The 15457-nt window shown below is 67.8% G+C and carries 14 protein-coding genes and 1 tRNA gene; 12 read left to right on the top strand and 3 right to left on the bottom strand.

The window, feature by feature from the left end; translation table 11 throughout:
• The first annotated feature begins 337 nt into the window (after positions 1 to 337).
• Positions 338 to 1111, top strand: a complete 774-nt coding sequence (locus IB278_RS09435) for a TIGR04325 family methyltransferase (RefSeq protein ID WP_145744862.1) — start codon at positions 338 to 340, stop codon at positions 1109 to 1111.
• Positions 1112 to 1384: 273 nt separating this feature from the next.
• Positions 1385 to 1642: a hypothetical protein gene (locus IB278_RS09430; protein WP_145744864.1), complete on the top strand. Its 258-nt coding sequence runs from the start codon at positions 1385 to 1387 to the stop codon at positions 1640 to 1642.
• 34 nt (positions 1643 to 1676) lie between these two features.
• On the opposite strand, the gene IB278_RS09425 is transcribed toward IB278_RS09430, so the two are convergent.
• From IB278_RS09425 to IB278_RS09415, 3 genes are all read right to left on the bottom strand, one after another.
• Positions 1677 to 1750: transfer RNA gene (locus IB278_RS09425), tRNA-Gly, on the bottom strand.
• 131 nt (positions 1751 to 1881) lie between these two features.
• Positions 1882 to 2460 (bottom strand): hypothetical protein, encoded by a 579-nt coding sequence (locus IB278_RS09420; protein ID WP_225612825.1) that lies wholly within the window; start codon positions 2458 to 2460, stop codon positions 1882 to 1884.
• Positions 2461 to 2471: 11 nt separating this feature from the next.
• Positions 2472 to 3293: a ferritin-like domain-containing protein gene (locus tag IB278_RS09415; RefSeq protein ID WP_145744866.1), complete on the bottom strand. Its 822-nt coding sequence runs from the start codon at positions 3291 to 3293 to the stop codon at positions 2472 to 2474.
• A gap of 246 nt (positions 3294 to 3539) precedes the next feature.
• Here IB278_RS09415 and alaS point away from each other — a divergent pair, with 246 nt between their 5' ends.
• The 10 genes from alaS to IB278_RS09365 all read left to right on the top strand — a co-directional run bounded on the left by alaS (position 3540) and on the right by IB278_RS09365 (position 15455).
• Positions 3540 to 6164 (top strand): alanine--tRNA ligase, encoded by a 2625-nt coding sequence (gene alaS, locus IB278_RS09410; protein ID WP_192323277.1) that lies wholly within the window; start codon positions 3540 to 3542, stop codon positions 6162 to 6164.
• Positions 6164 to 7195 (top strand): 2-dehydropantoate 2-reductase, encoded by a 1032-nt coding sequence (locus IB278_RS09405; RefSeq protein ID WP_145744871.1) that lies wholly within the window; start codon positions 6164 to 6166, stop codon positions 7193 to 7195. The genes alaS and IB278_RS09405 overlap by 1 nt, the downstream gene beginning before the upstream one ends.
• A gap of 60 nt (positions 7196 to 7255) precedes the next feature.
• Positions 7256 to 8512 (top strand): D-amino acid dehydrogenase, encoded by a 1257-nt coding sequence (locus tag IB278_RS09400; RefSeq protein ID WP_192323276.1) that lies wholly within the window; start codon positions 7256 to 7258, stop codon positions 8510 to 8512.
• A 220-nt stretch (positions 8513 to 8732) separates the two neighbouring features.
• Entirely contained in the window at positions 8733 to 9716 is a 984-nt protein-coding gene (locus IB278_RS09395) for a Bug family tripartite tricarboxylate transporter substrate binding protein (RefSeq protein ID WP_145744875.1), read from the top strand.
• Between the two features lie 6 nt (positions 9717 to 9722).
• Entirely contained in the window at positions 9723 to 10538 is an 816-nt protein-coding gene (locus IB278_RS09390) for an SDR family oxidoreductase (protein ID WP_145744877.1), read from the top strand.
• Between the two features lie 35 nt (positions 10539 to 10573).
• Positions 10574 to 11122: a cupin domain-containing protein gene (locus tag IB278_RS09385; RefSeq protein ID WP_145744879.1), complete on the top strand. Its 549-nt coding sequence runs from the start codon at positions 10574 to 10576 to the stop codon at positions 11120 to 11122.
• A gap of 14 nt (positions 11123 to 11136) precedes the next feature.
• A complete protein-coding gene (locus IB278_RS09380; RefSeq protein WP_145744881.1) occupies positions 11137 to 12012 on the top strand; it encodes an alpha/beta fold hydrolase in 876 nt (291 codons plus the stop codon).
• A gap of 53 nt (positions 12013 to 12065) precedes the next feature.
• Positions 12066 to 12902 (top strand): IclR family transcriptional regulator, encoded by an 837-nt coding sequence (locus IB278_RS09375; protein ID WP_145744883.1) that lies wholly within the window; start codon positions 12066 to 12068, stop codon positions 12900 to 12902.
• An 8-nt stretch (positions 12903 to 12910) separates the two neighbouring features.
• Positions 12911 to 13747: an SDR family oxidoreductase gene (locus tag IB278_RS09370; protein ID WP_192323275.1), complete on the top strand. Its 837-nt coding sequence runs from the start codon at positions 12911 to 12913 to the stop codon at positions 13745 to 13747.
• Positions 13740 to 15455 carry a thiamine pyrophosphate-binding protein gene (locus IB278_RS09365; protein WP_145744885.1) on the top strand — a complete coding sequence of 572 codons (1716 nt, stop codon included), beginning with the start codon at positions 13740 to 13742 and terminating at the stop codon, positions 15453 to 15455. Before IB278_RS09370 ends, IB278_RS09365 begins: the two co-directional genes overlap by 8 nt.
• The last annotated feature ends 2 nt before the right edge of the window (positions 15456 to 15457 follow it).

The raw sequence follows: 15457 nt of genomic DNA, 5'->3' as shown, positions 1-15457 counted from the left end.
GGCGTGATACCGAAGAACCTTGAAGCTATTCGCGGAAGAATCCCCTCGTTGTGTAACTCGGAGGCTGCCGCTGGCCCTGTTCTTGGGTGGATTCAATCCAAAATTTATGTTGATTTAATTAAATCAATGAAATTTGTGGCATTCTGATTGCAATTCGGCGGCCGAAGGCCGGGTTGAACCGGAAAAAAGCACGTTTTTGCGGCCGCGATGCGAAGAAGTTCATCCGCGAGGCGCCGGAATCGCTAGGATTCGGGGGGTCGCATTTCTCCGCGCAGCGCCGTACGCCTGCCGAGGCGCTGCGAGGAGGCGGCCCTTCAGCCAACGAGGAAACCAGCCCATGCTTCCCAACCTGCTGCCCTTGCGTCACCGCGCCGAAGCCTACAGGCGCAAGTTCCTGGTCAACGAGACCGAGAACCTCTTCATGGGCTCGTTCGAGAGCTTTGCCGCCGCGGAGGCCGGCGCGCCGGAGTCGAAGGCCGTCGGCTACAGCAATGCCAAGGCGGCGGGCGAGCTCTACACCCATCAGATCTACTTCTACGACTACCCCGGCCTTTTCTGGCTCGGGAGATCGTTCGACGAGGGCATGCGGCGCGTGTTCGACCTGGGCGGCCACGTGGGCATCAAGTACTACGCATTCCGCCGCGTCCTGCCTTACCCCGACAGCCTGCGCTGGACGGTCTGCGACGTGCCCGGGGTGGTGCAATCAGGGAAGGAACTGGCCGTGCAGCGCGACGCCACCGCACAGCTGGACTTCACCACCGACTACCAAGGCGCCAGCGGCTGCGACGTGCTCTATGCCTCGGGCAGCCTGCAGTACTTGCCGCAGCGCATCTCTGAGATCCTCGCGGGGCTCGCGGTCAAGCCCAGGCGCATCGTGCTGAACACGACGGCGGTGCACCCCGACCGCACCATCTACACGATCAACAGCATCGGCATTGCGTTCTGCCCCTACCGCATCCAGCACGTCGAGGAGTTGTGGGCCGAGCTCAGGGATGCCGGCTACAAGCGCCGCGATGCCTGGCGCAACGAAGGCAAGCCCATCGAGGTGCCGTTCGTCGAGGGCGGCGACAAGCCCTACTACGCGGGCTGCTGCTTCGATCTGGCAGGATAGTGGGTACCCAGGTACCATCTGTCTAGGTACCATCTTTATCTGTCTAGGTACCATCTCTGTATCTGTCACTCGGCCCCTTGGTCACGCCAGCCTCGGCGGCCCGAGCCCCCCAGCCTTCCGTCTCGGAGGCCTCCCTTGCTTTAGTGCTTAAGTTGGCGTCTTCGCTACAACGCGGCTGGCTTGCGTCCGACAAGCCAACGCGGCAGGGAAATACTTTTTTCGAAATTCACGCGAAGGAACATTTGCAGCAACAACGCCAATCGAGGGATCCGCATGCCTCTGACTTTCCTGATGAGCCTCCAGCACGTTCCGCTGCCCAAGAAAGTAGTGTCTCCCGAAGACGTTCGACACGTATCGGTCCTCAAGGCAACGGGTCTGATCGAAGCGGAAATAGCGCCGGCGCTGGACGGCTCGGGCAAATACAAGAACGCACGCAATGCCATCGTGACGCGCATCACCAAGGAGGGGATGGCCGAGATCAACAGGATGCGGACGGAGGAGAGCCGGTCGAAGCTTGCGCGGCGGCCGTGAGCGGCACGCAGGCCGCGCAGGAGTGCGGGGCTTGTGGAGCGGGTGAAGGGAATCGAACCCTCGTATGAAGCTTGGGAAGCTGCCGTTCTACCATTGAACTACACCCGCAGCAGGCGCGGATTCTACCCGGCAGTCCGGGTGCCCGGCGGCCGCCGGAGACTACCGCCGAAAAGCCGAAGGCTCGTTCTGTCCCTTTGCTGCGGCAAGGCACTTGCTCGCCGCTTCCGCAGCCTCCTGCATCAGCTCCTGATCGAGTGCATCGGGCGCGGGCCCAAGGCCGCGGAAGTAGGCGATCTGCTTCCTGTGCAGGTCGCTCGCGGCTTCGCGGGAGCGCTGCTCCAGTTCCTTCCACAGCCGCAGTACGCGACGGTGGCGGGCACAAGCTCCGGTGCAGCCGGGCGGAGGGCGGCGGCTATATCGATCTCGTCCGCATGTGCGAACTGTTCCTCGGCCCAGTCCGGCTTGGAGGGCATGTCCCCGGCATGCGCCTCTTCGCCGATGCCGGCGGCAAACCAGCGGTAGGTATTCTTACGCTTGCCGACGCGGCCCGTGGTTCGCACGAACAGGTAGCCCGCAGTGGCGTTTCCCGTTTCATCGACCGGTATGCCGGCTGCCCGAAGCGCCTCGACCCGCTCGTCGACGCTCAAGTAGAAGGACAACTGCAACGTGACTGTTGCGTTGTGAATGACCTGATGGACCATTTCTCCGCTCACATTGGTTGGCAAAGGGCGAAGCATCCCTTTCCCCGCTCCCCAAGTGAAGACATGGAGGAGGACAAAAGTGTGAGTTTTTCCACGAATTGCAAAGAAAGTTTGCAATTGAAGGTTCGTCAGCGCAGGAAGACGTGCTCCATGAACTGTCTGATTGGGTATTGCACCACGGCCTGCACGCCGGCCGGCAGTTCCAGCGGCCGCATCAGCATCTTGAGCGTGGCGCCCGGGCTCAGGTGGGTGCGCACGGTGCTGTTCATGCGCGCGCTCAGCTGCTGGATGTAGGCGGTGTCGGCGGCACGCTCGGGGGTGCGGGCGCGCACCACGTGGCGGATGGCGCAGTCGGCGTCCTCGCTCTTGAGTTCCAGCGTGCGCCGGCCGATGGTGCCCAGCACGCGGAAGCGGCCCAGCCCTTCCTCTTGCCGGTAGCGCCGGAAAAACCGGTAGAAGTGCTTGTAGTGGCTGACCTCGTCGGCCGCGATGCGGCTTGCCAGGTCGCACAGCACCGGTTCGGCGGTGCTGCGCGCCAGCGCCCGGTAGTAGCTGGCGGTGCCGGTCTCGATCACGCAGCGCGCGGTCAGCTCGAGCCCGCGCGTCGGCGCGAGCAGCTCCACCTTGCAGTAGGTGGCGTATTCCTCCAGGAAGCTGCGGTAGGCGCCTTCCCAGTCGAATTCGGGCCAGACGTGCGACACGTAGGCGCGCAAGGCCCGGCCATGCTGCAGTTCCTCGGCTTCCCATTGGTGGGTGAGCCAGGCTGTGACTTCGTCGTCGCCGCGGAAGAAGTCGACCAGGTTCTGGGTGTACAGGTCCGAGCCGCTTTCGACGAACGAGGCGCAGGCCACGAGGTAGAAGAGATTTTCGTCCCGGCGGACCTCCGGCCGCGCGATGCGGGAGAAATCCAGATCCTCGATCTTCCAGTGTGCTGCCTCATGGCCTGCCATGCATGCTCCTTGATTCACGTTGAAATGAATGGGACGAAGCCGGACGCATTTGGTTCTGCGCGCTCATTCCTATATTAGCTTTGGCACCCGCGCGGCGCCGGCGTGTCCTGGCGAAGGCGCGGCCCGCAAGCGAAACCTATAATCGATTGTTCAAGCAAATCAAGCAGTCAGGTCGGTTCGCCGCAGTGGTTTCGACGAGAGGGTCGCCATCGCCAGGCCGCCCTCGACAGAAGACGAAATCCAAAGATGAGCCAGCCCACAATCACGGTCGCGGACATCCGCAAGACCTTTCTCGATTTCTTCGCTTCCAAGGGCCACACGGTGGTGGCCTCCAGCTCGCTGGTGCCGGGCAACGATCCCACGCTCATGTTCACCAACTCGGGCATGGTGCAGTTCAAGGACGTGTTCCTGGGCGAAGACAAGCGCCCCTACGTGCGCGCCGCCTCGGTCCAGGCCTGCCTGCGCGCAGGCGGCAAGCACAACGACCTGGAGAACGTGGGCTATACCGCGCGCCACCACACCTTCTTCGAGATGCTGGGCAACTGGAGCTTCGGCGACTACTTCAAGCGCGACTCGCTGAAGTGGGCCTTCGAACTGCTGACCCAGGTCTACAAGCTGCCGGCCGAAAAGCTCTGGGCCACGGTCTACATCGAGGACGACGAGGCCTACGACATCTGGACCAAGGAAATCGGCCTGCCGCCCGAGCGCGTGGTGCGCATCGGCGACAACAAGGGCGGGCGCTACATGTCCGACAACTTCTGGATGATGGCGGACACCGGCCCGTGCGGGCCGTGCTCCGAGATCTTCTACGACCACGGCCCCGAGATCCCCGGCGGCCCGCCCGGTTCGCCCGATGAAGACGGCGACCGCTACATCGAGATCTGGAACAACGTGTTCATGCAGTTCGACATGCAGCCGGACGGCTCGGTCAAGAAGCTGCCCGCGCCCTGCGTCGACACCGGCATGGGCCTGGAGCGCCTGGCCGCGATCCTGCAGCACGTGCACAGCAACTACGAGATCGACATCTTCGACGCGCTCATCAAGGCCGCCGCGCGCGAGACCGGCGAGAAGGACCTGGGCAACAACTCGCTCAAGGTGATTGCCGACCACATCCGCGCCACTTCGTTCCTGGTGGCCGACGGCGTCATTCCGTCCAATGAAGGCCGCGGCTACGTGCAGCGCCGCATCGTGCGCCGCGCCATTCGCCACGGCTACAAGCTGGGCCAGAAGAAGCCCTTCTTCCACAAGCTGGTGCCCGACCTCGTGAAGCTCATGGGCGAGGCCTACCCCAAGCTGGTGGCCGATGAAAAGCGCATCACCGAAACGCTCAAGGCCGAGGAAGAACGCTTCTTCGAGACCCTGGCCAACGGCATGGAAATCCTCGACGCGGCGCTGGCCGGCGGTGCGAAGACGCTGCCGGGCGAGGTCGCCTTCAAGCTGCACGACACCTACGGCTTCCCGCTCGACCTGTCGGCCGACGTGTGCCGCGAGCGCGGCGTGAGCGTCGACGAGGCCGGCTTCAATGCCGCCATGGAAAAGCAGAAGGCCGCGGGCCGCGCCGCCGGCAAGTTCAAGATGGACCGCAACGTCGAATACGGCGGCGCAGGCAACGTCTTCACGGGCTACGACAAGCTGGAAGAAAACGCCAAGGTCGTGGCGCTGTACTTCGAAGGCGCGGCCGTGCAGCAACTGAAGGAAGGCCAGCCCGGCATCGTCGTGCTCGACACCACGCCCTTCTATTCGGAGAGCGGCGGCCAGGTCGGCGACCAGGGCGTGCTGGTGGCCGAGGGCGTGCAGTTCGGCGTGGACGACACGCAGAAGATCAAGGCCGACGTGTTCGGCCACCACGGCACGCAGACCCAGGGCACGCTCAAGGTGGGCGACACGGTCAAGGCTGCGGTCGACACCGCGCGCCGCGCCGCCACCATGCGCAACCATTCGGTCACGCACCTGATGCACAAGGCGCTGCGCGAAGTGCTGGGCGCGCACGTGCAGCAGAAGGGCTCGCTGGTCGATGCCGACAAGACGCGCTTCGACTTCGCGCACAACGCGCCCGTCACGCACGACCAGATCCTCGAGATCGAGAAGCGCGTGAACGCCGAGATCCTGGCCAACACCGAGACGCATGCGCGCGTGATGGACATGGAGTCGGCCCAGAAGACCGGCGCCATGATGCTGTTCGGCGAGAAGTACGGCGAGAGCGTGCGCGTGCTCGACATCGGCACCAGCCGCGAACTCTGCGGCGGCACCCACGTGGGCCGCACGGGCGACATCGGCCTGTTCAAGATCGTGAGCGAAGGCGGCGTGGCCGCCGGCGTGCGGCGCATCGAAGCCGTCACGGGCGCCAATGCGCTCGGCTACCTGCAGGAGCTCGAAGCCACGGTGCAGAGCGTGGCTGCCACGCTCAAGTCGCCGGCCGCCGAGCTGCAGGGCCGGCTCACGCAGGTGCTGGAGCAGGTGAGGGCGCTGGAGCGCGAAGTGGGTTCGCTCAAGGGCAAGCTCGCATCGTCCAAGGGCGACGAGCTCCTGGCGCAGGCGGTGGACGTCAACGGCATCAAGGTGCTCGCCGCCAAGCTCGACGGCGCCGACGCCAAGACGCTGCGCGACACCATGGACAAGCTCAAGGACAAGCTCAAGACGGCCGTGGTCGTGCTGGCCGCGGTCGATGGCGCCAAGGTGCAGGTGGCTGCGGGCGTGACGAGCGACACGGTCGGCAAGGTCAAGGCCGGCGAGCTGGTCAACTTCGTCGCGCAGCAGGTGGGCGGCAAGGGCGGCGGCAAGGCCGACATGGCGATGGCCGGCGGCACCGACGCCGCGGGCCTGCCGGCCGCGCTCCAATCGGTGCAGGCCTGGGTGGCGGAACGCACCTGATGGCCCAAGCCGAGGCGCCCGACCGGCCTCCCGGCGAAGTGCTGGTGATGGGGGCGGGCACCATCGGCTGCTTCGTGGGCGGCAGCCTGGCGGCGGCAGGTGTGCCGGTGACCTTCGTCGGCCGTCCGCGCGTGCTGCAGGGCCTGGCGGCACACGGCCTGGCGCTCACCGACTTGGAAGGCGGCACGCATCGCCTGCCGGCCGCGAGCCTTCGCCTCAGCGAGCAGGTGCCCGTGGGCGCAGTGCCGGCGCTGGTGCTGCTGTGCGTGAAGAGCGGTGCCACGGCCGAGGCCGCTGCCGAACTGGCCTTTGCGCTGCCCGCAGGCACGCTGGTGGTCTCGCTGCAGAACGGCATCTCCAACTGTGCCTCGGCGTCGCGCGTGGGCCCCACGCTCCAGGTGCTGCCGGGCATGGTGCCCTACAACGTGGCCGAGATCGGACCCGGTGCCTTCCACCGCGGAACGGCCGGCCGGCTGGCGGCGCAGGACGATGCGGCGCTGCGGCCCTGGCTGCCGGTCTTCGAGCGGGCCGGCGTGCCGCTCGACCTCTATCCTGACCTGCTGCCCGTGCAGTGGGGCAAGCTGCTGCTCAACCTTAACAACCCGGTCAATGCGCTGTCAGGCCTGCCGCTGCGCGACGAGCTGCTGCAGCGCGGCTACCGGCGCTGCTTTGCGGCGCTGATCGACGAGGCGCTCGGCGTGCTGGGCAGCGCCGGCATTGCGCCCGCGCAGGTGGCCGCGGTGCCGGCGCAGCGGCTGTCGGCGGTGCTGCGGCTGCCCGACTGGCTGTTTCGCATCGTCGCGGCGCGCATGTTGCGCATCGATGCCAAAGCCCGCTCGAGCATGGCCGACGACCTGGCGCTCGGGCGCCGCACCGAGATCGATGCGCTCAGCGGCGAGGTCGTGCGGCTCGCGCAGGACCAGGACCTGGAGGCGCCGCGCAACGCCAGGATGTTCGCGCTGCTCGAGGAATGGCCCGCGCAGCCCCGGCGCTGGACGGCACGGCAATTGCAAGACGCACTGGGCCTGTAGCCGCACGGACGCTGTACCCTCTGGGGCCATCGGTGCGCATGGTTTCAAGGGAGCGTTCTCATGCAGGTTCTGATCCTCGGCAGCGGTGTCATCGGCACCTCGGTGGCGTACTACCTGGCGCGCGCCGGCCATGACGTGACGGTGCTCGAGCGGCAGCCCGCGCCCGCGCTCGAAACCAGCTTCGGCAATGCGGGCGAAGTCTCGCCCGGCTATTCGGCGCCATGGGCCGGACCCGGCGTGCCGCTCAAGGCCATCAAGTGGATGCTCATGCAGCACAGCCCGCTGGTGATCAAGCCCATGCTCGATCCGGCCATGTGGCGCTGGGGCCTGTCGATGCTGTGCAATTGCACGCAGGCGCGCTATGAACTCAACAAGGGCCGCATGGTGCGGCTCGCCGAATACAGCCGCGACTGCCTGAAGGCGCTGCGCGCCGACACCGGCATCCGCTACGACGAACGCGCGCTCGGCACGCTGCAGCTCTTTCGAACCCAGAAGCAGCTCGACGGCATCGCCAAGGACGTGGAAGTGCTCGAGGCCTCCGGCGTGCCCTACCAGGTGCTCGACCGCGAAGGTTGCGTGCAGTACGAGCCGGCGCTCGCGGCCGTGAAGAACAAGTTCGTCGGCGGGTTGCGCCTGCCGGGCGACGAGACCGGCGACTGCTTCAAGTTCACGCAGGCGCTGGCGGTGCTGGCCGAGGCGGCCGGCGCGAAGTTCCGCTTCGGCGCGGCCATCCGAGCCATCGAGCACGACGCCGGCGGCGTCACGGCGGTGAGCACCGATGCCGGCCGCTTCACGGCCGACCGCTACGTGGTGGCGCTGGGCAGCTACTCGCCGGCCATGGTCAAGCCGCTGGGCATCGACCTGCCGGTGTATCCGGTCAAGGGCTTCTCGATCACCGTGCCCATCTCCGATGCCAGCGGCGCGCCCGAATCCACCGTGATGGACGAGACCTTCAAGGTGGCCGTCACGCGGCTCGGCGAGCGCATCCGCGTGGGCGGCACCGCGCAGCTCTCGGGCTTCGACCTGCGGCTCGATGCGAAGCGGCGCGACACGCTCGAGCACGTCGTGACCGACCTCTTTCCAAAGGGCGGCAACGTGCGCGACGCCTCCTTCTGGACCGGCCTGCGCCCCATGACGCCCGACGGCACGCCGGTGATCGGCGCCACGCGCATTCCCAACCTGATGCTGAGCACCGGCCACGGCACCCTCGGCTGGACCATGGCGGCCGGCACCGGCCGCGTGATGGCCGACCTGATCGACGGCCGAAGCCCCGCCATCGACATGGAAGGGCTGACGGTCGCGCGCTACGGCGCGTGAGCTGAGCAGCACCGGCCGGCGCGCGGGGCAAGAGCCCGCGACCCTCCGGACACCCCGTCGAGAACCACCTGTCGGCCGCACGGCCGCCCGGGGCTGCGCGCCTTGATTCAAGGGTTTGTACCTAGATTGACGAAGCCATTGGTACTCGGTATTCTTCGCTTCGTTCCATTAATAAATCATTGTTTCATTAGTGAAACAAACAGATCAACCCACGAACGCCATGCCATCCACACGCCGACAAGCCATTGCAACCGCGCTCGCACTGGCCGCCGCCTGCGCCACCGGGCTCGCCCGGGCCGACAGCTATCCGAGCAAGCCGATCACGCTGGTTGTCGCCTATCCGGCCGGCGGCGACACCGACGCGCTCGCGCGGCTCTTCGCCGAAAAGCTGTCGGCGCGCGTGGGCCAGCCCGTGGTGGTCGACAACCGTCCCGGCGCCAGCGGCATCATCGGCAGCGCCTATGTCTCCAAGGCGCAGCCCGACGGCTACACGCTGCTGCTCGCGCCCAGCACCTTCTCGATTGCGCAGCTGGTGCTCAAGACGGGCGGCACCTCGGGCTACGACGTGCTCAACGGCTTCACGCCCATCGTGCAGACCGGCAGCCTGCCGCTGTTCCTGGTGGCGAGCGGCGCCAGCGGCCTGGCGAGCGTGAAGGACCTGGCGGCAGCGGCCAAGGCCGGCAAGCCGCTGACCTATGCGAGCCCGGGCAGTGGCTCGCCGATGCACATCCTGGGCGAGATGTTCAACCGCGCCGCAGGCGTGAATCTGGCGCACGTGCCCTACAAGGGCGTGGCGCCCGCGGTCAACGACGTGCTGGGCGGCCACGTGCCCGCCACCTTCATCACGCTGGGCCCGGTGGCGCCGTACCTCGCCAACGGCAAGATGCTGCCGCTCGCGGTGGCATCGCGCGAGCGCTCGGCACTGGCGCCCAAGGTGCCGACGCTGCTGGAACTCGGCTACAAGGACGTGGAGGTCACGGCCTGGAACGGCCTCTGGGGCCCGCGCAACCTGCCGCCCGAGATCGTCAAGACGCTCAACGGCCACTTCAACGAGATCCTGAAGATGCCCGACATCGTCTCGCGCATGGCCGTTCTCGGCACCACGCCCGTGGGTGGCAGTGCCGACGTGCTCGGCAAGATCAACGCCGCGGACTTCGAACGTTTCGGCAAGGTCATCAAGGAGCTCGGCATCCAGGCCGACTGAACGCACATGACCGAACTCAAAGCCGTTCCCGATCCCTCGAGCCTGCAAGCCCTGCTGGCCGAGCTGCCCGCCAACCTGCTGGCGGGCCGCCGCATCCTCGTGACCGGCGGCGCGCGCGGGCTGGGGCTTGCCTTTGCGCAGTGCATTGCGGCGGCGGGCGCGAGCGTGGTGCTGGCCGACATCCTCGGCGAGCTGGCGGAGAGCGAAGCCAGGGCGCTGCGCGATGCCGGCCACAAGGCGTACGCGCTGGCCGTCGACCTGTCGGATCCGGCTTCGATCGAGGCCTGTGCAACGGAAGCCGTCCGCCTGCTCGGCGGGCTCGACGGCCTCGTCAACAACGCCGCCATCACCAATTCGGGTGGACGCGATGCGCACCAGCTCGACCTCGACACCTGGGACCGCGTGATGAACGTCAACGTGCGCGGCACTTGGCTCATGGGCCGGGCCTGCCGGCCCGCGCTCGCGGCCAGCGGACGCGGCGCGGTGGTCAACCTCGCGTCCGACACCGCGCTGTGGGGCGCCCCCAACCTGCTGGCTTATGCGTCGAGCAAGGGCGCCGTCATTGCCATGACGCGCTCGCTGGCGCGCGAGTGGGGCGGCGACAACGTCACCGTCAACGCCGTGGCGCCGGGCCTCACGCTGGTGGAAGCCACCGAGTACGTGCCGATGGCGCGCCACCAGAAGTACCTCGAAGGCCGCGCCATCCCGCGCGAGCAGCAGGCCGCCGACGTCTGCGGCGCCACGCTGTACCTGCTTTCCGGCCTCGCACGCTTCGTGACGGGCCAGCTGCTCGCCGTCAACGGCGGCTTTGCGATGCACTGAATCAAATTTTTCCGACGACGAATGGAGTGAACACGATGAGCGATTTGTCCGAACAGCAGAAGATCACCGACACCGCCGGCAGCACGCTGGCGCAGCCCGAAGGCAGCAGCCTGGCCGAGTGGATGAACAGCCGCATCGCGCGCTACGAAACCCGCAAGTACGACTGGGATGCGCTCAAGTTCCAGGCCGACCTCGATCCCAAGTTCCGCCGCGCGCAGATGCGCTACGTGGGCACGGGCGGCACCGGCGTTGCCAAGGACGTCAACACCGTGCCGGCCGAGCACTTCACCTTCTCCACCATGGTGATCCCGGCCGGCCATGAAGGCCCGCCGCACCTGCACACCGACGTGGAAGAGGTGTTCTTCCTGATCCGCGGCAAGCTCAAGGTGGTGATCGAAAAGGACGGCGAGCGCTTCGAAACCGTCATGACCGACCGCGACCTGATCTCGGTGCCGCCGGGCGTGTACCGCGAAGAGATCAACATCGGCGACGAAGACGCACTGATGTGCGTGATGCTCGGCGCGAAGAAGCCCGTGACGCCGACCTATCCGGCCGACCATCCGCTCGCGAAGATCAAGCGCTGAAGAAGAAGCAGGCCATGAACGACGCCACCGCCACCGACGTGCTGACCGCCTTGCCCGCTTCCGAGCTGGCGCTGCTGGAGGCCCGCTTTCCGGCGCACGCCGTGCCGGTCGAAGGCAGTGCCGTGGTGTCGGTGCGCGAATGCGGCACGGGCCCGGCCCTCATCTGCCTGCACGGCATCGGCTCCGGTGCGGCCTCGTGGCTCGGCCTCGCCTTGCAGCTCGCGCCGCAGGCCCGCGTGATCGCGTGGGATGCGCCGGGCTATGGCGCATCGACGCCGCTCGCGGCCGCGGCGCCTTGCGCGGCCGACTATGCGCAGCGGCTGCACGGGTTGCTCGATGCGCTCGACATCCAGTCCTGCGTGCTGGTCGGCCATTCGCTCGGTGCGCTCACTGCCGCGTCTGCCGCGCGCGAGGATTCGGCGCTGGCCTCGCGCATCCGGCGCCTCGTGCTCATCAGCCCCGCGGCCGGCTATGGCGCCCCGCAGCGCGAGGAAGCCCGCCGCAAGGTGCGCGCCGAGCGGCTTGCCACGCTCGACGAGCTCGGCATCGCCGGCATGGCCGCGAAGCGCGCGGGGCGCCTCGTGTCCGGCAGTGCCGGCGAACTCGCGCGCCAATGGGTGCAGTGGAACATGGCGCAGCTGAACGAGGGCGGCTATCGCCAGGCCGTCGAGCTGCTGTGCAACGCCGACCTGCTGGCCGACCTGCCGCCCGCCATGCCGGTGCGCGTAGCCTGCGGCACGCTCGATGCCGTCACCACGCCAGAGGCCTGCGCCGAAGTCGCGCGCCGCTGCGGCGTGCCGCTCGAACCGATCGCCAATGCAGGACACGCCAGCTACGTGGAGCAGCCGCAGGCCGTTGCCGCACTGCTGCGCGAAGTGCTCGCCGCCTGACAGGCCTGACAGAAGACACACCACAAGACATGCAAAGGGAAGAACGAACCACCATGGCCACCAACGACAACGAGACAATGGAAGAGGGCGGCGAGCGCTACAACGTACCGGCGCTCGAACGCGGCCTGCGCGTGCTGTGCGAGTTCAGCCGCGAGAGCCGCACGCTCTCCGCGCCCGAACTGGCGCGCCGCCTCGACCTGCCGCGCTCGACCGTGTTCCGGCTGCTCACCACGCTCGAGAACATGGGCTTCCTCGAGCGCGCCGAGGGCGGGCGCGACTACCGCCTGGGCCTGGCCGTGCTGCGCCTGGGCTTCGAGTACCTGGCCTCGCTCGAGCTCACGCAGCTGGGCGCACCGCTGCTCAACCGCCTGTGCGACGAGCTGCGCACGCCCTGCAACCTGGTGGTGCGCGACGGCCGCTCCATCGTCTACGTGGCCAAGGTGGCGCCGCCCACGCCGTTCGCAAGCTCGGTCACTGTGGGCACGCGCCTGCCGGCCCATGCCACCGTGCTCGGCCGCGTGCTGCTCGAAGACCTCACGCTGCCGCAGCTGCGCGCGCTCTATCCGGAAGACCGGCTCGAGACCTTCTCGCCGAGCACGCCCAAGACCGTGAGCGAGCTGTTCGACATGGTGCAGGCCGACCGCACGCGCGGCTACGTGCTGGGCGAAGGCTTCTTCGAATCGAACATCTCCAGCATCGCGGCGCCGGTGCGCGACCACAGCGGCCACATCGTGGCTGCGCTGGGCGCCACCATCACCTCGGGCCACATCGAGGAGAACCGCATGGACGAGATGGTGCAGCGCGTGCGCGCCACCGCCGAGGAAATTTCGGGCCTCCTGAACTACTCGCCTGCCCGCACGCAAAAGGTGGTGCCGCTTCGCAGCGCATGAACCACGCCATGACACAGCCATCTTCTTCTTCCTTCTTTTCCGCCGACGCACTGGCGGGCCGCGTGGCCGTGGTCACGGGCGGTTCCTCGGGCATCGGCCTGGCCACGGTCGAGCTGCTGCTCGAATGCGGCGCCGCGGTGGCGCTGTGCGGCCGCAATGCCGGGCGGCTCGACGGCGCGGTGGCCGGCCTGCGCGAAAGGCACCCCGACGCGCGGCTTTTCGCGCAACCCTGCGACGTGCTCGACGGCCCCTCGGTGCGCGCCTTTGCGGCCGCCAGCGAGGCCGCGCTCGGCCCGGCCTCGATGCTCGTCAACAACGCGGGGCAAGGGCGGGTCTCGACCTTCGCCGATACCGACGATGCGGCCTGGACCGAGGAGCTCAAGCTCAAGTTCTTCTCGGTCATCAACCCCACGCGCGCCTTCCTGCCGCAGCTCGCGGCGCAGCGTGCCGTGCTGGGCGATGCCGCCATCGTCTGCGCCAACTCGCTGCTCGCGCGCCAGCCCGAGCCGCACATGGTCGCCACCTCGGCCGCGCGCGCCGGCCTGCTGAACCTCGTGCGCTCGATGGCCACCGAGTTCGCGCCGCAGGGCGTGCGCGTGAACGGCATCCTGATCGGCCTGGTCGAGTCGGGCCAATGGCGCCGCCGCTTCGAGGCGCGCGAAGACCGGTCGCAGGACTGGGCCGCATGGAGCGGCCAGCTCGCGCAGAACAAGCACATCCCGCTGGGCCGCCTGGGGCTTCCGAGCGAAGCCGCACGCGCCATTCTTTTTCTTGCTTCACCGCTCGCGTCATACACGACCGGCAGCCACATCGATATTTCCGGAGGCCTTTCGCGCCATGCATAACCCCAACAACAACACGGTCACGGTCGGCGCAGTCGTCGCGGCCTTTCTCGAACAGTGCGGCGTCAAGGCGGCGTTCGGCGTGATCTCGATCCACAACATGCCGATCCTCGATGCCTTCGCGCAGCGCGGTGCGATCCGTTTCGTGCCCGCGCGCGGCGAGGCCGGCGCCGGCAACATGGCCGATGCCTATGCGCGCTCCACGGCCAGCCTGGGCGTGTGCCTCACGAGCACCGGTCCCGCGGCCGGCAACATCGCGGGCAGCATGGTTGAGGCGCTGACGGCCGGCGCGCCGCTCTTGCACATCACGGGCCAGATCGAGACGCCGTACCTCGACAAGGGCATGTCGTACATCCATGAAGCGCCCGACCAGCTCACCATGCTCAAGGCGGTGTCGAAGGCGGCCCTGCGCGTGCGCAGTGTCGAGACAGTGCTCGGCACGCTCAAGCGCGCGGTGCAGCTTGCATTGACGGCGCCCACCGGCCCGGTCAGCGTGGAGATCCCGATCGACATCCAGTCCGCGCTCACGACCATGCCGGCCGACCTGTCGCCGCTGCCGATCGAGCGGCCCGTGCCTTCCGCGGCCTCGCTCGACGCGCTGGCGGCGCGCCTGGTGGCCGCCAGGCGTCCGATGCTGTGGGTCGGCGGCGGCGCGCGCCATGCGGGGGCTGCCATCCGCCGGCTGCAAAAGCTCGGCTTCGGCGTGGTCACGACCACGCAGGGCCGCGGCACCGTGCCCGAAGACGATGCGGGCTCGCTCGGTTCCTACAACATCCACAAGCCGGTCGAGGCGCTCTACCAGCGCTGCGACGCGATGCTGGTCGTCGGCTCGCGGCTGCGCGGCAACGAAACGCTCAAGTACGAGCTGAAGCTGCCGCGCCCGCTGCTGCGCATCGATGCCGACGCCGCTGCCGAAGGCCGCGGCTACGCCACCGACCTGTTCGTCTGCGGCGATTCCGCGCTGGCGCTCGAAGGCCTGGCGGACCGGCTCGAAGCCGCGAAGTACAGCGCCGACCCGCTGCTCCTCACCGAGCTGCGCGCCGCGCACGCGCAGGCCGTGGCCTCGCTGACCGACGGCCTCGGCCCCTACGCCGCGCTCGTGAAGGAACTGCAGGCCGCAGCCGGCCGCAGCTTCAACTGGGTGCGCGACGTGACGGTGTCGAACAGCACCTGGGGCAACCGCGAGCTGCGCATCTTCGAACCCAGCGCGGGCGTGCATGCCACGGGCGGCGGCATCGGCCAGGGCATGCCGATGGCCATCGGCGCGGCCATCGGCGCGGCCGAGACGGGCTCGGGCCGCAAGACCTTCTGCCTGGCCGGCGACGGCGGCTTCATCCTGAACCTCGGCGAGCTTGCCACCGCGGTGCAGGAGCAGGCCGACATGCTGATCGTGCTCATGAACGACAAGGGCTACGGTGTCATCAAGAACATCCAGGACGCGCAGTACGGCGGCCGCCGCTGCTATGCCGACCTGCACACGCCCGACTACGCGATGCTGTGCGCCTCGCTGGCCCTGCCGCATGCGCGCGTGCAGCGCACGGACGAGCTGAAGGCGAAGCTCGGCGAGGCGCTGGCAAAGAAGGGGCCGTTCCTGCTCGAGATCGACATGCTGTCGATCGGCGAATTCAAGAGCGCCTTCGCCGGCCCGCCGACCAACACCGTGACCCAGATTCCGGCGCTCGGCAAGGCTGCCGCTGCGTCGGTGGAGTGAAG

Origin of the sequence: Variovorax sp. VRV01, from assembly GCF_014852545.1 — a bacterium.
GTDB lineage: Bacteria > Pseudomonadota > Gammaproteobacteria > Burkholderiales > Burkholderiaceae_C > Variovorax > Variovorax beijingensis_A.
This window is presented reverse-complemented; position numbering and strand designations above follow the sequence as displayed.